Here is a 20,823-nt window from a genome sequence, read left to right on the forward strand (position 1 = left end):
CGCGCGCAGTAGCGTTCCGCGCATGCCGTCCCCTCCACAGCTCTCTCCCGAAGCACGCGCCGCCGCGCTCGAGAAGGCCGCGATTGCACGGCGGGCACGTGCCGAGCTGAAGCAGCAACTGCGTCTCGGTTCCCTCACGTTCCGCGAACTCCTCGCCCAGGCCTCGACTGACGAGGTCGCGGCCAAGATCAAGGTGCTCGCCGTTCTCGAGTCGTTGCCCGGCCTGGGCAAGGTCAAGGCCCGTCGGGTCCTCGACGAAGCCGGCGTGAGCGACACGCGCCGAGTGCAGGGCCTCGGGGAGCACCAAAAGGCAAAGCTGCTCGAACTGCTCGACGGTTCCAAGCCCTGATCGTCGTCGTCTCCGGACCCGGCGGTGTCGGTAAGGACACCGTCGCCCAACTGCTGTGCGCCGAGGACGATCGGTTCGTGTTGTCGCGTTCGTGGACGACGCGCGCCCCACGCGCCGGTGATGGGCCCGACGCCTACACGTTCGTGGACCGGCGGGCCTTCGAGCGCCGCGTCGCGGAGGGCGGCTTTCTCGAGTGGGCCGAATACCACGGCAACCTCTACGGCACGCCCGTGCCGGATCCCGACGATCGACGTCACTTGGTGCTCAACATCGAACTGCAGGGGGCGCGTCAAATCCTCGAGCGCTTCGGTCAGGAGACGTTTCTCCTCTTGCTCGAGCCGCCGTCCCTCCAAGTGCTCGAAGCCCGACTGCGGGGCCGCGGCGACGAGGAGGAGGCGCTGCAGCGGCGCCTCACCGCCGCGCTGGAAGAACTTGCCGAAGGCCGACAAATCGCCCATGCGACGGTCGTGAACGACGACTTGACGCAGGCGGTGGCCGAGGTGCGGCGTATACTTGAAAACCGCCTTTCAACGGAGAACCAGACGCACGATGGCTGAACGCCCGCCCACGATGATGTATCCGCCGGTCGAGGATTTGCTCGACAAGGTCGACTCCAAGTTCACGTTGGTCGCCCTTGCGGCGCGGCGCGGGCGTCAGATTAACTCGTACTACAACGGCCTCGGTTCGGAGGGCATCGGCACGATCGTGCCGCCGCAGGTGGCGTCGACGTCTCGCAAGTCGCTGTCGATCGCCCTCGAAGAGATCGCGGCGGGCAAGATCCAGTACGTCGAGCCTTCTGAGGTCGACGCTGAGGCTGCCGCGGCGGACGACGCTGCGGAGACCCAAGAGCCCGAGGCGTAGGTCTTCGGGCCCGGCTGGGCGAAACGTCATGTCTCTTGCCGGGCGCCGCGTCGTTCTGGGGGTGAGCGGCGGGATCGCGGCGTACAAGGCCGTCGAGGTGTGCCGCCGCCTGATGGATCTCGGCGCGCACGTGTCGCCGATCCTCACAGCGAACGCCACGAAGTTCGTCGGCACCGCCACGTTCTCCGCGGTCGCGTCCGAGCGCGCCATCACCTCGTTGTACGACAACGCCGGCGACCCGTCGCCCCACACCCGCCTCGGGCAGAACGCCGATCTGATCGTCGTGGCCCCAGCGACCGCGCGGGCGATCTCCGCCTACGCCACCGGGAACGCCGAGGGGTTGCTGATCGCCACGTTGCTGGCGACGCGGGCGCCCGTGCTCGTGTGTCCGGCGATGCACACCGAGATGTGGGAGCACCCGGCGGTCCAGGACAACTTGGCGATCCTGCGCCGGCGCGGCGTGCACGTGCTCGAACCTGACAGCGGGCGCCTCGCCGGCGGCGACGTCGGCGCGGGCCGCCTGCCCGAGCCCGCCGAGATCGTGAGAGCCGCCGCGCGCGTGTTGGCGCCGCAAGATCTGAAGGGTGTGCGCGTTCTCGTGACTGCGGGAGGCACACGGGAGGCCATCGACGCTGTGCGCGTCATCACGAATCGATCGTCAGGCAAGCAAGGTCACGCCATCGCCGAGGAGGCCGCCGCGCGCGGCGCGTCGGTCACGTTGGTGACGACGACCGAGCGTCCCGTCTCGCGCGGTATCGAACGCGTCCCGGTCAACAGCGCCGCCGACATGCTCGCGGCGGTCACGGCGCAGCGCGACGCCGCCGACGTGATCGTGATGGCGGCGGCCGTCGCCGACTTCCGGCCGGTCGAACCGGCCGGCGGCAAGATCAAGAAGGACGCCGGCGTGCCGGAGATCGTCCTCGAACCGACCGAAGACATCTTGCGCGGTCTCGGAGCGGCGAAGCGTCCGGGGCAGATCCTCGTGGGCTTTGCCGCCGAGACCGAAGACGTCGTTGCCAACGCCACGGCCAAGCTGACGCGCAAGCACCTCGACCTGATCGTCGCCAACGACGTGTCCGCACCCGGCGTCGGATTCGATCACGACACGAACGCCGTCACGATCGTGAGCGCCGACGGTCCCGTTCTCGAAGTACCTCTCTCGTCCAAACACGAAGTGGCGCGGGCGTTGCTCGACGCCGTCGCCTATCGCCTCCCAAGGAGCAATCAGTGAGCAGCTACGTATTCACCTCCGAGTCCGTCACCGAGGGTCACCCCGACAAGATGGCGGACCAGGTCTCCGACGCGGTGCTCGACGCCATGCTGGCGCAGGACCCGATGTCGCGGGTCGCCTGCGAGACGCTGCTCACCACCGGCCTCGTCGTCGTCGCCGGTGAGATCACCACGACGGCGTCGGTCGACATTCCGAACCTCGTGCGCGACACCGTCAACGAGATCGGCTACGACGACGCCCTCAAGGGCTTCGACGGCCACACCTGCGGCGTGCTCGTCACCCTCGACAAGCAGTCGCCCGATATCGCCCAGGGCGTCGACAAGTCCTTCGAGGTGCAGACCGGCAAGAGCGGTGAGGACATCCTCAACGCCCAGGGCGCCGGCGACCAGGGGATGATGTTCGGCTACGCGTGCGACGAGACCGAAGACCTCATGCCGTTGCCGATCTGGTGGGCCCACCGCCTCGCCGAGCGCCTCTCGGCGGTCCGCAAGGACAACACGCTGGCGTACCTCCGTCCTGACGGCAAGACGCAGGTCACGGTGCGCTACGAGGACAACGTGCCGGTTGAGATCTTGACGGTGCTGATCTCCACGCAGCACGCCGAGAACATCGAGCGCGAGCAGATCCAGTCCGACCTCGAGCACCACGTCATCGAGCCGCTGATCCCGGCCAACTTCAAGGGCGCCAAGCCGACGATCCTGTGCAACCCCACGGGCAAGTTCGTGCTCGGCGGCCCGCACGCCGATACCGGTCTCACCGGCCGCAAGATCATCGTCGACACCTACGGCGGCGCGGCGCGCCACGGCGGTGGCGCCTTCTCGGGCAAGGACCCGTCGAAGGTCGACCGTTCGGCCGCGTACGCGGCGCGCTGGGTCGCCAAGCACGTCGTGGCCGCCGGTGCGGCGCGGCGCTGCGAAGTGCAGGTGGCCTACGCCATCGGCAAGGCGGAGCCGGTGTCGTTGCTCGTCGAGACGTTCGGCACCGCCACGGTTGATCCCGAGAAGATCGACCGCGTCGTGCGCGACCTGTTCGACCTGCGTCCGGCCGCGATCCTGCGCGACCTCGACCTGCGCCGGCCCGTCTACAAGGCGACGGCGGCTTATGGTCACTTCGGTCGCAAGGGCGACGGCTTCACGTGGGAGCAGACGCCGCGCGTGGGAGACCTGAAGTCCGCGCTGGGGCTGTAACCCTCTGAGCCGCGTCGTTCAGGTAGTTCCTGACGTCAGCGCGCTCGACCGCGTCTTCGACTACGAGGTCCCCGACAAACTCGACGCGTCCGTACGCGTCGGTTCCGTCGTGCGCGTCGACCTGCATGGCCGGCGTCTGCGCGGTTGGGTCGTCGCCGAGGGTGCGGGCGCCGAGCGCGACGTCGCCCTGAAGCCCATCGCCAAGGTGAGCCCCGGCTTCGTCGACCCCGAACTGGTCGACCTGTCCACCTGGGCCGCTTGGCGCTGGGCCGGCAAACGCCGCACCTTCCTCTCCACCGCCACCGACCAATCCAAACTCGTGTTCTCTGGCACCCAAAACGTGAGCGACAGAACACAGATTTGCCGGGTGTTGCGGTTGGGGCCTGCGATCGACCCGTGGCCCTATGTCATGGAGGCGGCGGTGGGGCCGACGCTGTTGCTGGTGCCGTCGCTGGCGCGGGTCGAGCGCTGGCAGCGGCGGTTGCGCGACGCCGGGCGTCGTGACGTGGTGGTCGGCGCGCGGGCCGGGGCGTGGGCGCCGTGCCCGGGGCTCGCCAGCGTCGTCGTGCTCGACGCCCACGACGAGGTGTACACCGAGGAACGGGCGCCGACGTGGAACGCCTGGGTTGTCGCCGCCGAACGCGCCCGGCGCGCCAACGCGCCGTGCGTCCTGATCACCCCGACGCCGACGCCCGAACTGCTGGCATGGGGTGAACTGGTCACGACCGACCACGCCACCGAGCGGCGGGGGTGGGCCCGCCTCGAGGTGATCGACCGCCGCGGCGACGACCCGCGCACCGGCCTGTGGTCGACCCGCGTGGTCGACCTAGTGCGCGGCGGCGGGCGCGTGCTGTGCATCCTCAACCGCACCGGCCGGGCGCGGCTGTTGCGCTGCGCGTCGTGTGGCACCGTCGCCACTTGCGAGCGGTGTGCATCGGCGGTGCGTCAGGACAGCGACGGCCTTCTCGTGTGCGATCGCTGCACCACGCAGCGGCCCGTGGTTTGCACGGACTGCGGCGCCAGCAAGCTCAAGGCGCTGCGCATCGGCACCGCCCGCGCCGCCGAGGAACTCACCGCGCTGGCGGGCGAGGCAGTGGGGGAGGTGACGGGCGCGTCCGACGACGTGCCCGTCACGCGGGTACTCGTGGGCACCGAGGCGCTCCTGCACCGCGTCGGGCGGGCGGAGGCGGTGGTGTTCGTCGACCTCGACGCCGAACTGGCGGCGCCTCACTTCCGCGCCAACGAGGCGGCGCTGGCCCTCGTCGCGCGGGCGGCGCGCATCGTGCGCGGCCGCTTCGAAGACGGGCGCATCGTCGTGCAGACCCGTCAGCCCGACCACCCCGTGCTCCAGGCGTTGTCGGCGTCGGACCCCCAGCGCGTGATCACCGAGGACGACGTGTTGCGCCGCGCCCTCGACCTGCCGCCCTACGCCGCGCTGGCGCGCCTGTCGGGCGACGATGCCGCCGCCGACGCCGAACGGCTGCGCGGCCGCCTCGGCCTCACCGTCATCGGGCCCGATCCCGCCGGCGCGTATCTCGTGCGCGCCGCCGACCACGCGACGTTGTGCGACGGGCTGCGCGACGTGCACGACGCGCGCGTGTCGGTCGATCCGGTGCGGGTATGACCAACGTCCCTTGTATCCTCGAGACGTGTCCGCGTATGCCATCCGCCTGTACGGCGACCCTGTTCTGAAGCAGGTCGCCGCGCCCGTCGACAACATCGACGGTGCGGTCAAGGCGCTGACCGACGCCATGATCGAGTCGATGTACGAGGTGCACGGCCTCGGCCTCGCCGCGCCGCAGGTCGGCGTGCAGAAGCGCATCTTCGTGTACGACCTCTACGACGACCAGGGCCCGCGGGTCATCATCAACCCGACGCTGTCGGAATTCGACGGTGAGTGGACCTTCGACGAGGGCTGCCTCTCGCTGCCCGGGCTCTACTTCCCGATCACGCGGCCCAAGGTCGTCCACCTGACGGGTTACGACGTCGACGGCAACGAGGTGTCGATCGAGGCCGACGAGATTCTCGCCCGCGCCTTCCAGCACGAACTCGACCATCTCAACGGCACCCTCCTCATCGAGCACCTCGACAAGGAAACTCGCAAGGCGGCCCTCCGGGAGTTGCGGCAGCGCGCCACCGCGTAGCGAGCAGCATGCGGATCGTCTTTCTCGGATCGCCGCCCGCGGCGGTCCCGTCACTCGAAGCGCTGATTGCCGCGGGTCACGACGTCGCCCTCGTCGTCACCCAGCCCGACCGCCGGCGGGGGCGCGGCGGCGACCTCATCCCGACGCCGGTCAAGGCGGCCGCGATCGAACACGCTATCCCGACGACCCACGTCGTCGACGACGCCCTCGGCGTCGGCGCCGAGTTGGGCGTCGTCGTCGCCTTCGGCAAGATCATCAAGCCGCACGTGCTCGAGGCGTTGCCGATGATCAACGTGCACTTCTCGCTCCTGCCCCGATGGCGCGGCGCCGCGCCTGTCGAGCGAGCCATCCTCGCCGGCGATCGCGAGACGGGTGTGTGCATCATGCGCGTCGACGTCGGCCTCGACACCGGTGACGTGTTCGCCAGCGAGCGCCTCGCCGTCGACGACGACATCACTGCGGACGAGCTCACGGCCCGTCTCGCCGATCACGGCGCCCGCCTGCTGGTGCAAACGCTGGACACGGGACTTACCGGGGCCACGCCGCAAGAGGGGGAGGCGACGTACGCCGACAAGATCTCACCCGATGATTTGCACCTCGACCTGGCGCGTCCCGCCGACGAGTTGGTGCGCGTAACGCGCCTCGGTCGCGCGTGGACGACGGCGGCGGGCAAGCGGCTCATCGTGTGGCGCGCCCGCGTCGACGAGTCCGGCGCCTTCGAACCCGTCGAAGTGCAACCCGAGGGCAAGGGGCGCATGAGCTACGCCGACTGGGTGCGCGGCGCCGGCAGCGGCCTGCAACTGGGCTCTTGAGCGGCACCGACGCCCGCCGTCTCGCCGCCGAGGCGCTCGTGCGTATCGACGAAGGCGACGCCTACGCCAACATCGTCGTGCCGGCGATGCTCGAGCGCTCGCAGCTGTCGCCGCGCGACCGCCGTTTCGTCACCGAACTCGTCTACGGCACGACGCGCATGCGCCGCGCCCTCGACGCCTCCATCGACCCGCATCTGCAGCGCGCCCCCGACCCGGCGGCGCGCGCCGCGCTGCGCCTCGGCACCTACCAGCTGCACTACACCGACGTCCCGCCGCACGCCGCGGTGAGCGCGACGGTGGCCGTGGTTCCCAAGCGGGCGCAGGGATTCGTGAACGCCGTGCTCCGGCGCGTCGCCGAGAACCAACCTGTGATTGCCGACGACCTCGGCGTGCGCCTGTCGTATCCGGACTGGATCGTCGAGCGCCTGCGTTCCGATCTCGGTGACGCTGACGCCCTCGGCGCCCTCGAAGCCATGAACGTGGCGCCGAGGCCCCACGAACGCGAGGACGGCTACATCCAGGATCCGGCGTCGGGATGGGTGGCGGGGCTCGTCGACGCGTCGCTCGGCCACGTGATCGCCGACGTGTGCGCCGCGCCCGGCGGCAAGGCGACCGCCGTCGCCCACGTCATCGGCGACGGCATCGTCGTCGCCTGCGACGTGCGACCGCATCGCGCCGGGCTGGTACAGGCGAACGCCACGCGAACCGGGACGTCGGGCCAGGTCGCGCCGGTCGTGGCCGACGGCGCCGCTCCGCCGCTGCGGGCCGCCGCCTTCGACCGCGTGCTGGTCGACGCGCCGTGTTCGGGGCTCGGTGTCCTGCACCGCCGTCCCGATGCGCGCTGGCGGGTGCAGCCGAGCGTCGTGACCGCCCTGGCCGAGCAGAGTCGTGTCCTGCTGCGCTCCGCGGCGGATCTGGTCGCGCCTGGCGGTCTGTTGATCTACTCGGTGTGCACCATCACGTCCGAGGAGACATCCGACGTCGCCGGCTGGGCGGCGCGCGAACTGCACGGCTTCACTCCGATGCCCGCACCTGGTGGCCCGTGGCGCGCCCACGGTCACGGCGCGCTGTTGCTGCCCCAAGTCGCCGGCACCGACGGCATGTTCATCGCCCGCCTGCGGCGCACATAACTTGGGGCCGGCATGAGTGTGCACATTGCGCCGTCGATCCTGGCCGCCGACTTCGCCCACCTGGGCGACGCCGTCGCGAAAGTGGAAAACGCGGCGGACTCGCTGCACGTCGACGTTATGGACGGCCACTTCGTGCCCAACCTCACGATCGGGCCGCCCGTCGTGGCGTCGCTGCGGAAGGTGACGCGCCTGCCCCTCGACTGTCACCTGATGATGACCAACCCCGGCGACTACTTCGAAGCCTTCGCCAAGGCGGGGGCCACGAGCTGCACGGTCCACGTCGAGATCGGCGACACCGCCGCACTCATCGCCGCCATGCGCGACGTCGGCCTCGGCGTCGGCCTCGCCGTAAACCCCGACGGTACCTACGACATGGTCAAGCCGTTCCTGGCCGACATCGACCTGCTCCTGTGCATGAGCGTCTTCCCGGGCTTCGGCGGTCAATCGTTCATCCGCGGCGCTCTCGACACGGTGCGCGCCGCCCGCGCCGACATCGACGACCGGGGCTTGGCGACCGTGATCCAGATCGACGGAGGGATCGACACGTCGACTATCGGCGACGCGTTCGCCGCCGGCGCCACGAATTTCGTCGCCGGCACGGCGGTGTTCCGCCACGCCGATCCGGCGGCGGCTGTGGCGGAACTGCGGCTCGCAGCCACAGCGCATGGGTAGGGTCTCGCGCATGCGCAGACGCCTGCCGGTCCTCCTTGCCGCCCTCGGCCTCGGTGCCGCCGCTTTCGGCGGTTTCCCCACTTCGGCGGGCGCGGCCGCCGGCCGGCCCGAGTTCATCACGGGGACGGGCGACCGTTCCCCGGCCGACGTCGAGCTGTACGACGCCGGCGGCAACCGCACCAACGGCTTCTACGGCTTCGGCGGTGCATCGACCGGGGCCCGCGTGGCGGCAGGCGACGTCGACGGCGACCTACAGCCTGACGTCGTACTCGGTACTGGCGCCGGCGTGGCCTCACAGGTCGCCGTGTACTCGCAGACCGGCGTTTTCATGGGGTCGTTCTCGCCTTACGGTGGTTTCGCCGGCGGCGTGAACGTCGGTGTGGGCGACGTCGACGGCGACACCGTCGACGAGATCGTCACCGCCGCGGATGCGGGCGGTGGCCCCCACGTGATCGTGTGGGACTGGAACACCGCGGCACACACGGCTACAGCCAAGTACGGCTGGTACGCCTACGACCCGAACTTCCACGGCGGCGTGAGCGTTTCGGTCGCCGACGTGGTGGGCTCGGGCCGCGCCGATGTCGTCACCGCGCCCGGTGCCGGTGGTGGTCCCCACGTCATCATCTGGGACCTCGGGAGCGGCGCGCCGGTGGCGAGTGCACAGTGGATGGCGTACGCCCCCGGCTTCACCGGCGGCGTACGGGTCAGCGCCGGCGACATCGACGGCGCCCGCGCCGTGGTCACCGGTGCCGGGCCCGGCGGCGGGCCCCACGTCAGGCTGTTCTCCACCAACGGTGCGGTCAAGAGCGAATTCATGGCCTACAGCACCGCGTACCACGGCGGCGTCAACGTGCTGCTGAGCACGGCGCAGGGTGGCGACCTAGGCCACATCATCACCGCGCCCGCATCGTGGGGTGGTCCGCACATCCGCGCCTTCACCTCGTCGGGATCGGTGCTGTGGGAGTTCATGGCCTACAACGGCGTGACGATGAACGGGGTGCGCCTCGGGCGCATCCCGCAACTCGGATCGAGCAACAACGTGAACCAAGGCGGCTCGAACAGTTCCGTCAGCGGGTAACGACGACGCGGCGCGCATGGCCCGCGCCGCCCAACTCGGCCGCGCGGTGCGGCGCACCGCGTCGCCGAACCCCGGCGTCGGCTGCGTGATCGCCGCGCCCGACGGGCGCATCTTCGAAGGCGCGACGGAGCCGCCCGGTGCCCGGCACGCCGAGATCGTGGCGCTCGACGCCGCCGGCGAGGCCGCCGCGGGCGCCACCGTCTGGGTGACGCTCGAACCCTGTGCGCACATCGGTCGCACGGGTCCCTGCGCCGACGCCCTGATCCGGGCGGACGTGACCCGCGTCGTCGTGGCCCTCGAAGACCCCGATCCGCAGGTCGCCGGCCAGGGGATCGCCCGGATGCGCGCCGTTGGCATCGACGTCGTGGTCGGCGTGGGCGCCGACGAGGTGGGCCAGGATCTGCGGGCCTATCTCACGCATCGCCGTCTCGGTCGCCCGTTCGTCACGCTGAAGCTGGCGATGACCCCCGCCGGCCGCACCGTCCCGGACACGGGCCAGTGGATCACTGGTCCCGAGGCGCGTGCCGACGGGCATCGCCTGCGCGCCGAGAACGACGCAATTCTCGTGGGCGCCAACACGGTGCGGGTCGACAACCCGCGCCTGACGACCCGCGATGCGCCCGGTCCCGATCCGGTGCGCGTCGTGCTCGGTCACGCCCCGGCCGACGCCGCCGTGCAGCCCTGCGTCGAGGTGACCGGCGATCCGCACGACGTTCTGCGCGAGCTGGCGGCGCGCGGCATCACGTCGCTCCTCGTGGAGGGTGGCGAGCACACCGCACGCGCTTTCCACGACGCCGGCCTCGTCGACGAATACGTCTTCTACGTCGCCAACGCCGCACCGGGCGACGACCTGCCCACGTGGGGGCTCGATGTCGTCGACGTGACGCCGATCGGCAACGATGTACGCGTGACGCTCGTGCGAAAGCAGGCCTAGGTGTTCACCGGCATCGTCGAAGAACTCGGTTCGGTGCGCGCCCGTGACGGCGGCAAGTTCGAGTTCAACGCCAAGGTCGTCGTCGACGGCGTCAAGCTGGGCGACTCGATCGCCTGCAACGGCGTGTGCCTGACCGTCACCGCGTACGGCGACGACTGGTTCGCCGTCGACGTGGTAGACGAATCGCTCGCCCGCAGCACCTTCGACACGCTGGCGGTCGGCGACCCGGTCAACTTCGAGCGCCCGGTGCGGGTCGAGGACCGCCTCGGCGGCCACATCGTGCAGGGCCACGTCGACGGCGTCGGCACGATCCGCCGTGCGCCGCCGGATCTGTCCGTGGCGTGCGAGCCGTCGCTGCTCAAGTACATGGTCGGGAAGGGGTCGATCACCATCGACGGCATCAGCCTCACGATCGTCTCCGTCGACGACGCCGGCTTCACCGTCGCCCTCATCCCGCACACGCTCCAAGTCACCACCATGGGTGCCCGGCAGGTGGGCGACCGGGTCAACCTGGAGGTCGACGTGCTGGCCAAGTATGTGGAGCGGCTGCTCCAGAAGTAGTCTTAGGCGTACCTAACATTCCGAGGGGTACGGACCGATGCCGTTCGCAAGTATTGAAAAGGCCGTAGCGGCCATCGCCCGCGGCGAGATCGTCGTCGTGGTCGACGACGAGGACCGTGAGAACGAGGGTGACCTCATCATGGCGGCCGAATTCGCCACGCCGGAGTCGATTGCGTTCTTCCTCAGCCACACGTCGGGCGTCATCTGCATGCCGCTGCTGGGCGAGCGCTGCGACGAGCTGAACCTGCCGCTCATGGTTTCGGTCAACACCGAGCAGAACCGCACGGCCTTCACGGTGTCGGTCGACTACCGCCACGGCACGACGACGGGAATCAGCTCGTCCGATCGCGCCGCCACCGTGCGGGCGCTCATCAACGAGGACACGCGCCCCGAAGACCTCGCCCGTCCCGGCCACATCTTTCCGCTGCGCTACCGCGAGGGCGGCACCCTCGTGCGGGCCGGCCACACCGAGGCCACCATCGACCTGTGCCGCATGGCGGGCGTCTACCCCGCCGGGATCCTGTGCGAGATCGTGAGCGAGGACAAGAGCGACATGGCGCGCCTGCCCGAACTCGAGAAATTCTGCGACGAGCACGGCCTGCTGCTCATCTCGATCGCCGACCTCGTGCGCCACCGGCGCCAGAGCGAGAAGCTCGTCACTCGGATCGCCGAGGCGCGCATCCCGACGCAGTTCGGCGAGTTCACGTGTTACGCCTACAAGAGCCTGGTCGACGGCGAGGAGCACCTCGCCTTCGTCGCCGGCGCACCGCAGGGCGCCGACAACGTCTTGGTCCGCGTGCACTCCGAGTGCCTCACCGGCGACGTGTTCGGCTCGCAGCGCTGCGACTGCGGCCCGCAACTCGAAGCCGCGCTGCGCCGCATCGGCGAAGAGGGCCTGGGCGTGGTCGTGTACCTGCGCGGCCACGAAGGTCGCGGCGTCGGCCTGATGCACAAGCTCCAGGCCTACGCCCTGCAAGACCAGGGCCGCGACACCGTCGACGCCAACCTCGACCTTGGCCTGCCGATCGACAGTCGCGAGTACGGCATCGGTGCGCAGATCCTCGTCGACCTCGGCATCACCACGATGCGGTTGATGACCAACAACCCGTCCAAGCGCGGCGGCCTCGAGGGCTACGGCCTCGAGATCGTCGAGCGCGTGCCGCTCGAGATCGCGCCCAACCGGCACAACATCACCTACCTGCGCACCAAGGTCGAGCGCATGGGCCACATGATCGAGGGCCTCGACGAGCACATGGACGACGTCGACCCCGGCGCTGACCTGTAGTGGCGCAGGGCAAGGGAACCCTCGAAGGCCTGGTCGCGCCCGAAGGCACGCGCATCGGCGTCGCCGTCGCCCGCTTCAACGAGGACATCACAACGCAACTGCTCGCCGGAGCGCAGGGCGCGCTGCGTGCCGCCGGAGTTGGCGACGACGCCGCGACGGTCATCTGGGTGCCCGGCGCCTTCGAGCTGCCGCTCGCCGCGCAGCATCTCCTAGCGGCGGGCTGCGACGCCGTCGTGGCGCTGGGTTGTGTCATCCGCGGCGACACCGGCCACTACGACTTCGTGGCGGGGGAATGCGCGTCGGGCCTCCAACGAGTGCAGCTCGACTCGGGCAAGCCGGTGGTGTTCGGTGTGCTCACGACGGAGAACCACGAGCAGGCCGTCGAGCGGGCCGCGGTCGACCGCATGAATAAGGGTGGCGAAGCGGTAGACACGGCGGTTGAAATGCTGCACACCCTCGCCACCATCAAGGACTGAAATGCTGCGCCTCGTCGTACCCAAGGGCTCGCTCGAGAAGATGACCTTCGAGCTGTTCGCCGACGCCGACCTCGCCATCAGCCGCGATTCAGCGGTGAACTACAAGGCGTCGATCGACGACCCGCGCATCTCCGAGGTGCGCATCCTGCGGCCCCAGGAGATCCCGCGCTACGTCGCCGACGGCCTCTTCGACCTCGGCATCGCCGGGCGCGACTGGATCGAAGAGACGGCGTCGGACGTCGTCAGCCTCGGCGAGTTGAACTACTCGAAGGTCAGCAACCGGCCGGTGCGCATCGTGCTGTGCGTCGCCAACGACTCGCCGTGGCAGTCGGCCAAGGATCTGCCGTCGGGCGTTCGGGTCGCCACCGAGTACGTCGGCCTGACGCAGCGTTTCCTGTCGGCCAAGGGCGTGCACGCGGCGGTGCAGCACAGCCACGGCGCCACCGAGGCCAAGGTGCCCGACATCGTCGACGCCGTCGTCGAACTGACCGAGACCGGCTCGGCGCTGCGGGCCGCCGGCCTGCGCATCGTCGACGAGCTGCTGGTGAGCCACACCGAGTTGATGGCGAACAAGGAGGCGTACGCCGATCCCGAGAAGGCGCACGCCATGGACCAGATCCTCACGCTGCTGCAGGGGACGCTGGAAGCTCGGGGCAAGGTGCTGGTGAAGCTCAACGTCGCCGCCGCCCAGCTCGACGCCGTCATCGCCAAGCTGCCCTCGATGAAGTCCCCGACGGTGAGCAAACTGTTCGGCGACGACGCCTACGCCGTCGAGACCGTCGTGCCCAAGAACGTGATCAACACGCTCATCCCGTCGCTCAAGGACGCAGGCGCCACCGACATCATCGAGCTGCCGCTGTCCAAGATCGTCCATTGAGGACGGCCAGCTTCGGCGACGCCGAGGGCACAGTGGCGTCGTTCGAAAAGGACCGCGGTCTCGGCGAGATCGTCACGCCCGACGGGGACCTCTACCCGTTCCACTGCACCGCCATCGCCGACGGCACCCGCGACATCGACGTCGGCAAACACGTCACCTTCACCATCGTGGCGGGCCACCGCGGCCGCCTCGAAGCGACCGCTATTCGCTAGCGGTGTCGCCGGCGGCTTCGGCTTGCGCGGTGGCCACGGCCTTGCTCACCTCGACGAAGGCCAGGCGGATGTTGGTGAGCCCGTCGCGGAGGGTGGCGGCATTCGGGCCGAGGCGGTCGCCGAGGCCCTCGACGAGCAGGCCTAACGCGTCGATGGCGAGCTTGGCCTCGTCGAGTTGGGGCGGGATGACCGAAAGGTGCAGCGCCCCCACTTCGAAGAACTGGTAGGCCGACTGCGTTACGATGTCGGCGACGGGTGTCTGCGCGAGTTGCTCCCGCAACGCCTCGAGCCGCTCGGCCAGTTCCTCCTCGGTCAGCTCCTCGGGCGCACGTTCGACGGGCTTCTCGCCGTCCGGAGTCCACAAAGTGCTCACAATTCGGCTACCCTAGGCGGTCCAACTGAAGAGGAAAGCGGGTCACGGGTTCGAGAGAACGCAGCGCCCCACCTGTCCGCCGCAGCAATTCGAGGCAGCCAGGTCGAACAACCGCTGACGCGGGCGTTGCTTTCCAACGCCCGCGTTCTTCGCGTCCACGGGCGCAACACACCCGACCACACAAGGAGAGTGAGGCCATCGCCCCACCGCCCGCCAACAACGAGCCCAGGATCAACGATCGCATCCGAGCTCGCGAAGTCCGCCTCGTCGACCCTGAAGGGGGCCAGCTCGGCATCAAGCCGCTTCCCGAAGCGCTCCAGATTGCCCGAGACATGGACCTCGACCTCGTCGAAGTCGCCGCCAACGCGAGCCCGCCGGTGTGCCGGATCATGGACTACGGCAAGTTCAAGTTCGAAGCCGCGCAAAAGGCGCGGGAATCTCGTCGCAAGTCGACCAACGTCGGCCTGAAGGAGATGAAGTACCGCCCGAAAATCGCGGCGGGCGACTTCGACACCAAGACTCGCAAGGTGGCGGGATTCCTGTCCGAAGGGCACAAAGTCAAGATCTCGATCATGTTCCGCGCCCGGGAGATCACCCACCCGGAACTCGGTCGCAAGATTCTCGACAACGTGGCCAATGCTGTGGCCGCGGTTGGGAAGGTCGAGTCGAGTCCCAAACTCGACGGCCGCAACATGATCATGGTCCTCGCCCCGGACAAGAAGGCGCAGGCGGCCGCCAAGGCCCCCTCACACTCCGATGAAGAAGCACCTGAAGTCCCCGCTGCCAGCAACGAGGAGTAATTGACATGCCGAAGATGAAGACGCACAAGGGCGCTGCCGCCCGGTTCAAGGTCACCGGGTCGGGCAAGCTGCGCCGCCGCTCGCAGGGCATGAACCACATCCTCGAGAAGAAGTCCCCGGATCGCCGGCGGCGCCTGAACCGCGCCACGGAGGTCTCCGCGGCCGACGCGCCGCGCATCCGTCGTCAGCTCGGGCTCTAGCCCCCGACCAACCAACAGGAGAACTGCAATGGCCAGGGTCAAGCGCGCCGTCCACGGCAAGAAGCATCGCCGCGTCATCCTCGAGCAGGCACAGGGGTATTTCGGCAACAAGAGCCGCAGCTTCAAGTCGGCCAACGAAGCCGTCATGCACGCCGGCAACTACGCCTTCCGCGACCGGCGCGCCCGCAAGGGTGACTTCCGCAAGCTGTGGATCCAGCGCATCAACGCCGGTACGCGCCAGCACGGTCTGAGCTACAGCCGCTTCATCAACGGTCTGAAGAACGCCGGAGTCGAAGTCGACCGCAAGGTCCTCGCCGACCTCGCCGTCACCGAGCCGGCGGCGTTCGCCGCCCTCGTCGAGGTGGCGCGCAACGCGGCGAGCACCGAGGCCGCCAGCTGACCCAAGGTCTCGGCGTTCGCAACGCCAAGGTGCAGCGTCTGCGCCGCTTACTGCACAAGCGCAGCGCTCGCCAGGCCGACGGGGTCTTCGTGGCCGAGGGCGCCACGTTGGTGCGCGAGGCCCTTGCCAGTGGGCGCGTGCCCGAATCGCTGTTCTACGCGCCCGGCGCTGATCCGGCGCTTGTGCGCGACGCCGCCGCGGCCGGTGCCGCGGTGCACGCACTGGCCGACGGTGTGATCGAAGCCGTCGCCGACGCCGTCACGCCGCAGCCCGTCTGCGCCGTGTTGGCCGCCCTCGACACGCCGATCGACGCCTTGGCTGACGACGGTGTCGTCGTGGTGGCCGTCGACGTGCGCGACCCGGGGAACGCCGGAACGCTGATCCGATCGGCGGCGGCGGCCGGTGCACGCGGCGTGGTGCTGTGTGACGGCTGCGTCGAGTTGTACAACCCGAAGACCGTCCGAGCGACAGCGGGCGCGCTGTTCCGTCTTCCCGTCGTAACGTCAGTGTCCGTGAACGAGGCCTTGTCGTCGCTCGGCGCCGCCGGACGGCGCCGTTTGGCCGCGGTGGCGACCGGCGGCGACGACTACGCAACGGTGGACCTCACCGGTCCGGTCGCGTTCGTCGTCGGCAACGAGGCCCACGGGCTGCCGGCCACGCTTCCGGGAATCGACGCCGCCATCACCATTCCGATGCCGGGGTCCACGGAAAGCTTGAATGTTGGGGTGGCAACCGCGGTGCTGTGCTTCGAGGCGGCGCGACAGGCGCGGGCGGCCGTCGCGTGATGATCGACCGCCTCGCTGACGGCGTTCTCGTCGCGGACAGCGGCATGACGATCGTCGACGTCAACGCGACGCTCGCCGGCATGCTGGGCCAGACCAAGGACGCCCTCGTCGGTCAACCGGTGCGGGTGGTGTTCGCCGATGGCGTCGAGTTGGCGACCGGCGACGACGGCGTCCTCACCGAACAGGAAGTCGAACTCAACGTCGGCGACGGTGAGCGTTCGCTGGCCCGTGTTACCGGCCGCGTGGACGACGAAGGCATGATCCTGTCGTTCCGGTCGGACAAGTCGACCGCCGGCATCGAGATCGTGTCGACGGTGAGCCACGAGCTGCGCTCGCCCCTCACGTCGGTCAAGGGCTACACCAGCCTGCTGCTCAACCGCTGGGACCGCCTGGCCGACGACCAGAAGAAGATGATGCTCGAGCAGGTCCACCACGACGCCGACCGCGTCACGCGGCTCATCACCGAACTACTCGACATCTCGCGCCTCGAGACGGGCCGGCTCGTGCTGCGCCGTGAGATGGTCGACCTGAGCGCGTTGACCAAGGCGATCGTCGACAAGGTCGGGATGGAGTACGCCGACCTCGACGTGACGATTCACTTCGCCGACGACGTCCCCAACGTGTACGCCGATCCCGACAAGCTCGAGCAGGTCATCACCAACCTCGTCGAGAACGCCTGCAAGTACGCGTCGCCCCGCGGCATCGCGCTCACGGCCGACCTCGACGCGGCGCGCGACGAAGTCGTCGTGTCGGTCACCGACGTCGGCGAGGGCATTCCGCACGACGCCCTGCCGAAGGTCTTCACCAAGTTCTTCCGCCGCAACGAGGGCCGGCCGACGGGCTCGGGGCTCGGTCTCTGGATCAGCCGTGGGCTCGTCGAAGCGCACGGCGGGCACCTCACGGCGTCGTCGGCGTTGGGGAAGGGGAGCACCTTCCGCTTTACTTTGCCGACCAACGCATTCGAAGACATCCACGGAACCGACGATGGCTGACCAACTCGAAGAGCTGCTCGACCGCATTCGGCGCGCCACGTCGGTGGAGGAAATCAACGCCGCCAAGAACGAGGCGCTCGGCAAGACAGGTTTCTTGACCCTGGCGAAGAAGGAGCTGCGCAACGTCGCGCCCGAAGACCGGGCCCGCGCCGGCGCCGCTATCAACGCGCAGACCGAGCGAGTTCTGCTCGCCGTCGACGAGGCGCTCCTCGAGCGCTCGGCCGACGAACGCAGCAAGCAACTCGAAGCCGACCGCATCGACCTGACCGAGCATCGCGACCCGCGGCCACGCGGCCGAATGCACCTGATCACGCAGACCCAGCAGCGCCTCGAGGACGTGTTCGTCGCCATGGGCTTCACGGTCGAGGAGGGGCCGCTCGTCGAGACGGACTGGCACAACTTCCAGGCGCTCAACATCCCGCCGGCGCATCCGGCGCGGGCGAACCAGGACACGCTGTATCTCGACTTCGGCGCCCCCGAGTCGACGCTGCTGCGCACCCACACGTCACCGGTGCAGGCCCGCACGATGCTGGCGAAGCAGCCGCCGATCTACGCGGTGTGCCCGGGCCGCGTCTATCGCAAGGACACACCCGACGCCCGGCACACGCCGGCGTTCAGCCAAATCGAGGGCCTCGTTGTCGACAAAGGCATCACCTTCGGCAACCTCGCCGGCACGATCGACGCGTTCACCAAGTCGTACTTCGGCCCCGACATCCAGGCGCGGCTGCGCCCCGCCTACTTCCCCTTCACCGAGCCGTCGGCCGAGTTCGAAGTGACGTGTGCCATCTGCCGCGGCGCCGGCTGTCGCACCTGCTCGCAGACGGGATGGATCGAACTCGGCGGCTGCGGCATGGTGCATCCCAACGTGTTGCGCGCCGTCGGCCTCGACCCCGAGGAATGGTCGGGCTTCGCCTTCGGTTTCGGCATCGACCGCTGCGCCCAGGTGTTCCACACCATTCCGGACATGCGCGTCATGGCCGACAACGACCTGCGATTTATTCGCCAGTTCTAGGAGTACTCCGTGCTCGTCCCGGTTTCGTGGCTTCGTGATTTCGCGCCGATCGGCGACGACATCGACGCGCTCGTCGACACGTGCAACGCCCTCGGCCTCGTCGTCGAGGGCGTCGAGTACGTGGGGGCGAGCGTCAAAGACGTCGTCGTGGCGAAGGTGCTCGAGGTCAACCTGATCGAAGGCGCCGACAAGATCCGCCGCATCGTCGTCGACCACGGCGAGGGCCCGGTGCAGGTCGTCTGTGGCGCCTGGAACTTCGACACCGGCGCCACCGTGGCGTTCGCACCGGTCGGGGCCGTCCTGCCGGGCGACTTCGTCATCGGCAAGCGCAAGATGAAGGGCGTCGAGTCCAACGGGATGATCTGCTCGGCGCGCGAGCTCGAACTCGGCGACGACCACGCCGGGATCATGCTGCTCGACGACGCCCTGGTTCCCGGCACCAAACTCGCCGATGCGCTCGGCATCGAGCCCGACGTCGTGCTCGACCTCGCCATCGAGGGCAACCGCCCCGACGCGCTGTGCATCCTCGGCGTCGCCCGCGACCTGGCGGCGAAACTCGGCCTCCCGTTCACCGAGCCGAGCAACGCAATGGAGCTGCCGGCGCCGTCGGCGGACGGGCCGGTCGTGTCGGTGGAAGCGCCGGCGATGTGTCCGATCTTCACGGCGACGCGTCTCGAAGGCGTCACCATCGGGCCGTCGCCCGAGTGGATGCAGCGCCGCCTCACCCTCGCCGGCATGCGCCCGATCAACAACGTCGTCGACATCTCCAACTACGTGATGCTCGAACACGGGCAACCCACGCACCCCTATGACGGCGATCGCCTGCCCGGTGGCGGCTTCATCGTGCGCCCGGCCGAACCCGGCGAGCAGTTGCTCACCCTCGACGGCGAGACGCGCACGCTCGGCGTCGGCGGCGAGGACTGCGTGATCGCCGATGCCAACGGCGTCGGCGTCGGCATCGCCGGCGTCATGGGCGGCGGCACCTCCGAGATCGAAGACGGCACCACCAACGTCGTGCTCGAGGCGGCGTGGTTCGAGCCGATGGTGATCGCCCGCACGTCAAAGCGTCTCGGTCTGCGCTCCGAGGCATCGGCCCGCTTCGAGAAGGGCGTCGACGCCGGCCACGTCGAGCGCGCCGTCGCCCGCTTCTGTTCCCTGGCGGTGGCCTACGCCGGCGCGCGCGTCGGGGCGCGCACGGTGTGGGTGTCCGAGGAGTACACGCCGCGGCCCGCGGTCATCAGCCTGCGCACGTCGCGGGTCAACGGCCTGCTCGGGGCCGAGCTCAGCGCAGAGCAGATCGACGGCTACCTCACGAGCATCGGTTTCACCGTCGCCCGCCGAGACGACGAAGTGGCCGAGGTGACGGCGCCGTCGTGGCGGCCCGACGCCACCATCGAAGAGGCGCTGGTCGAGGAAGTGGCGCGCCACTACGGCTACGAGTCCGTGCCGCGCGTGCTGCGCACGGCTCCCGGTACCAACGGGGGGCTCACGCGAAACCAACGCGAGTGCCGGGTCATCCGCGATTTGCTGTGCGGGTTGGGTGTCAACGAGGCGATGACGTCGCCGCTGCTCGGCCCCGGTGACCACGCGGTGGCGGGTTTGCCGGAGGAGAACCTGATCAAGGCCGACCGGCCGCTGGCGCTCGAAGAGTCGATCCTCCGTGCGTCCTTGCTCCCGGGCCTGCTGCGCTCGATCGTGCACAACGTCCGCCACCGCGCCGGCGAGGTGTGGCTGTACGAGATCGGCGCGGTGTGGGAGCGGCCCGACGAGCCGCCCGTCGACCCGTCGGTCATCAACCGCTACGTGACGGGCCCCGAAGGCGGCCTGCCGCACGAGAACGAGCGCGTGGCCGCGGCGCTGTGGCCCGCCGATGCCTACGCCGCGGTCGACGCCTGGACGGTGCTCGCCGACGCGTTGCGCCTCGAGAAGCCGGCGGTGGCCAACGCCACCGAACCCGTCGATGGCCTGCACCCGACGCGAACCGGCGTGGTGACCGTCGACGGCTCGGCGATCGGCGTCGTCGGCGAAGTCGACCCCGCCGTGCTCGACCGCCTCGGGATCGAGGGTCGTGTCGCGTGGCTCGACGTCGACCTCGCAGCCCTGCACGCCGCCCCGCGCCGTTCGGCGACGGCGGTGGACGTCAGCCGTTTCCCGTCGAGCGACATCGACCTCGCCTTCGTCGTGCCCGACGGCGTTGCCGCCGCCGACGTGCTCGCCACCCTGCAAGCGGCCGCCGGCGACCTGCTCGTCCACGCCGAGCTGTTCGACGTCTACCGCGGCACCGGCGTGCCCGAAGGCCACCGCAGCCTGGCCTTCCGGCTGCGGTTCTGCGCCCTCGACCGGACCCTCACCGACGCCGAAGTCGGCGAGCGGCGCGCTGCCGGCATCGCCGCAGTCGAGAAGAGCCACGGAGCGACCTTGCGCGGCTAACGCCTTCGCGGACCTACGCGGA

At 69.5% G+C, this 20,823-nt stretch carries 25 protein-coding genes; 24 read left to right on the forward strand and 1 reads right to left on the reverse strand.

The window, feature by feature from the left end; all coding sequences use genetic code 11:
* The first annotated feature begins 22 nt into the window (after nucleotides 1-22).
* Genes mihF through VHC63_15600 form a run of 17 tightly spaced genes read left to right on the forward strand, consistent with a single transcriptional unit; the run spans nucleotide 23 to nucleotide 13,809 of the window.
* Complete coding sequence (mihF, locus tag VHC63_15520) at nucleotides 23-349, forward strand: integration host factor, actinobacterial type (protein HVV38019.1); 327 nt, start codon at nucleotides 23-25, stop codon at nucleotides 347-349.
* Nucleotides 349-906: a guanylate kinase gene (locus tag VHC63_15525; GenBank protein ID HVV38020.1), complete on the forward strand. Its 558-nt coding sequence runs from the start codon at nucleotides 349-351 to the stop codon at nucleotides 904-906. The genes mihF and VHC63_15525 overlap by 1 nt, the downstream gene beginning before the upstream one ends.
* Nucleotides 899-1,210, forward strand: a complete 312-nt coding sequence (gene rpoZ / locus VHC63_15530) for a DNA-directed RNA polymerase subunit omega (GenBank protein ID HVV38021.1) — start codon at nucleotides 899-901, stop codon at nucleotides 1,208-1,210. The genes VHC63_15525 and rpoZ overlap by 8 nt, the downstream gene beginning before the upstream one ends.
* A gap of 28 nt (nucleotides 1,211-1,238) precedes the next feature.
* Nucleotides 1,239-2,441 (forward strand): bifunctional phosphopantothenoylcysteine decarboxylase/phosphopantothenate--cysteine ligase CoaBC, encoded by a 1,203-nt coding sequence (coaBC, locus tag VHC63_15535; GenBank protein ID HVV38022.1) that lies wholly within the window; start codon nucleotides 1,239-1,241, stop codon nucleotides 2,439-2,441.
* On the forward strand, nucleotides 2,438-3,628 hold the full coding sequence (metK, locus tag VHC63_15540) for a methionine adenosyltransferase (GenBank protein ID HVV38023.1): 1,191 nt from the start codon (nucleotides 2,438-2,440) through the stop codon (nucleotides 3,626-3,628). Before coaBC ends, metK begins: the two co-directional genes overlap by 4 nt.
* Nucleotides 3,629-3,632: 4 nt before the next feature.
* Entirely contained in the window at nucleotides 3,633-5,252 is a 1,620-nt protein-coding gene (locus VHC63_15545; protein ID HVV38024.1) for a hypothetical protein, read from the forward strand.
* 25 nt (nucleotides 5,253-5,277) lie between these two features.
* On the forward strand, nucleotides 5,278-5,772 hold the full coding sequence (def, locus tag VHC63_15550; GenBank protein HVV38025.1) for a peptide deformylase: 495 nt from the start codon (nucleotides 5,278-5,280) through the stop codon (nucleotides 5,770-5,772).
* An 8-nt stretch (nucleotides 5,773-5,780) separates the two neighbouring features.
* Nucleotides 5,781-6,584, forward strand: coding sequence for a methionyl-tRNA formyltransferase (locus VHC63_15555; protein HVV38026.1), 804 nt, complete (start codon nucleotides 5,781-5,783; stop codon nucleotides 6,582-6,584).
* Nucleotides 6,581-7,714 carry a transcription antitermination factor NusB gene (locus VHC63_15560; GenBank protein ID HVV38027.1) on the forward strand — a complete coding sequence of 378 codons (1,134 nt, stop codon included), beginning with the start codon at nucleotides 6,581-6,583 and terminating at the stop codon, nucleotides 7,712-7,714. Before VHC63_15555 ends, VHC63_15560 begins: the two co-directional genes overlap by 4 nt.
* Before the next feature lie 12 nt (nucleotides 7,715-7,726).
* Nucleotides 7,727-8,386: a ribulose-phosphate 3-epimerase gene (gene rpe / locus VHC63_15565; protein HVV38028.1), complete on the forward strand. Its 660-nt coding sequence runs from the start codon at nucleotides 7,727-7,729 to the stop codon at nucleotides 8,384-8,386.
* 10 nt (nucleotides 8,387-8,396) lie between these two features.
* Nucleotides 8,397-9,464, forward strand: coding sequence for a hypothetical protein (locus VHC63_15570; GenBank protein ID HVV38029.1), 1,068 nt, complete (start codon nucleotides 8,397-8,399; stop codon nucleotides 9,462-9,464).
* 16 nt (nucleotides 9,465-9,480) lie between these two features.
* Entirely contained in the window at nucleotides 9,481-10,398 is a 918-nt protein-coding gene (gene ribD, locus VHC63_15575; GenBank protein ID HVV38030.1) for a bifunctional diaminohydroxyphosphoribosylaminopyrimidine deaminase/5-amino-6-(5-phosphoribosylamino)uracil reductase RibD, read from the forward strand.
* Nucleotides 10,399-10,959, forward strand: coding sequence for a riboflavin synthase (locus VHC63_15580; GenBank protein ID HVV38031.1), 561 nt, complete (start codon nucleotides 10,399-10,401; stop codon nucleotides 10,957-10,959). It begins immediately after the preceding gene.
* A gap of 37 nt (nucleotides 10,960-10,996) precedes the next feature.
* Entirely contained in the window at nucleotides 10,997-12,244 is a 1,248-nt protein-coding gene (locus tag VHC63_15585; protein HVV38032.1) for a bifunctional 3,4-dihydroxy-2-butanone-4-phosphate synthase/GTP cyclohydrolase II, read from the forward strand.
* Nucleotides 12,244-12,720: a 6,7-dimethyl-8-ribityllumazine synthase gene (gene ribH, locus VHC63_15590; GenBank protein HVV38033.1), complete on the forward strand. Its 477-nt coding sequence runs from the start codon at nucleotides 12,244-12,246 to the stop codon at nucleotides 12,718-12,720. Before VHC63_15585 ends, ribH begins: the two co-directional genes overlap by 1 nt.
* Before the next feature lies 1 nt (nucleotide 12,721).
* Nucleotides 12,722-13,597, forward strand: a complete 876-nt coding sequence (gene hisG, locus VHC63_15595) for an ATP phosphoribosyltransferase (GenBank protein ID HVV38034.1) — start codon at nucleotides 12,722-12,724, stop codon at nucleotides 13,595-13,597.
* A complete protein-coding gene (locus VHC63_15600) occupies nucleotides 13,594-13,809 on the forward strand; it encodes a cold shock domain-containing protein (GenBank protein ID HVV38035.1) in 216 nt (71 codons plus the stop codon). The genes hisG and VHC63_15600 overlap by 4 nt, the downstream gene beginning before the upstream one ends.
* On the opposite strand, the gene VHC63_15605 is transcribed toward VHC63_15600, so the two are convergent.
* Nucleotides 13,799-14,182, reverse strand: a complete 384-nt coding sequence (locus VHC63_15605; protein HVV38036.1) for a hypothetical protein — start codon at nucleotides 14,180-14,182, stop codon at nucleotides 13,799-13,801. The two genes, VHC63_15600 and VHC63_15605, sit on opposite strands and share 11 nt — an antisense overlap.
* 197 nt (nucleotides 14,183-14,379) lie before the next feature.
* Between VHC63_15605 and infC the strand changes: the two genes are divergently transcribed.
* The 7 genes from infC to pheT are packed head-to-tail and all read left to right on the forward strand — an operon-like array spanning nucleotide 14,380 to nucleotide 20,801.
* Nucleotides 14,380-14,982, forward strand: coding sequence for a translation initiation factor IF-3 (gene infC, locus VHC63_15610; GenBank protein HVV38037.1), 603 nt, complete (start codon nucleotides 14,380-14,382; stop codon nucleotides 14,980-14,982).
* 5 nt (nucleotides 14,983-14,987) lie between these two features.
* A complete protein-coding gene (gene rpmI, locus VHC63_15615; GenBank protein HVV38038.1) occupies nucleotides 14,988-15,182 on the forward strand; it encodes a 50S ribosomal protein L35 in 195 nt (64 codons plus the stop codon).
* 28 nt (nucleotides 15,183-15,210) lie between these two features.
* A complete protein-coding gene (gene rplT, locus VHC63_15620) occupies nucleotides 15,211-15,582 on the forward strand; it encodes a 50S ribosomal protein L20 (protein HVV38039.1) in 372 nt (123 codons plus the stop codon).
* 29 nt (nucleotides 15,583-15,611) lie between these two features.
* The gene (locus VHC63_15625) at nucleotides 15,612-16,367 is read left to right on the forward strand and encodes an RNA methyltransferase (GenBank protein HVV38040.1); all 756 of its coding nucleotides are present in this window, start codon (nucleotides 15,612-15,614) and stop codon (nucleotides 16,365-16,367) included.
* A complete protein-coding gene (locus VHC63_15630) occupies nucleotides 16,367-17,359 on the forward strand; it encodes an ATP-binding protein (protein ID HVV38041.1) in 993 nt (330 codons plus the stop codon). The genes VHC63_15625 and VHC63_15630 overlap by 1 nt, the downstream gene beginning before the upstream one ends.
* Nucleotides 17,352-18,371, forward strand: coding sequence for a phenylalanine--tRNA ligase subunit alpha (gene pheS / locus VHC63_15635; GenBank protein HVV38042.1), 1,020 nt, complete (start codon nucleotides 17,352-17,354; stop codon nucleotides 18,369-18,371). The genes VHC63_15630 and pheS overlap by 8 nt, the downstream gene beginning before the upstream one ends.
* A gap of 9 nt (nucleotides 18,372-18,380) precedes the next feature.
* Entirely contained in the window at nucleotides 18,381-20,801 is a 2,421-nt protein-coding gene (pheT, locus tag VHC63_15640; protein ID HVV38043.1) for a phenylalanine--tRNA ligase subunit beta, read from the forward strand.
* Nucleotides 20,802-20,823: the final 22 nt, after the last annotated feature.

It is taken from the genome of Acidimicrobiales bacterium (assembly GCA_035546775.1).
Lineage (GTDB): Bacteria > Actinomycetota > Acidimicrobiia > Acidimicrobiales > JACCXE01 > JACCXE01.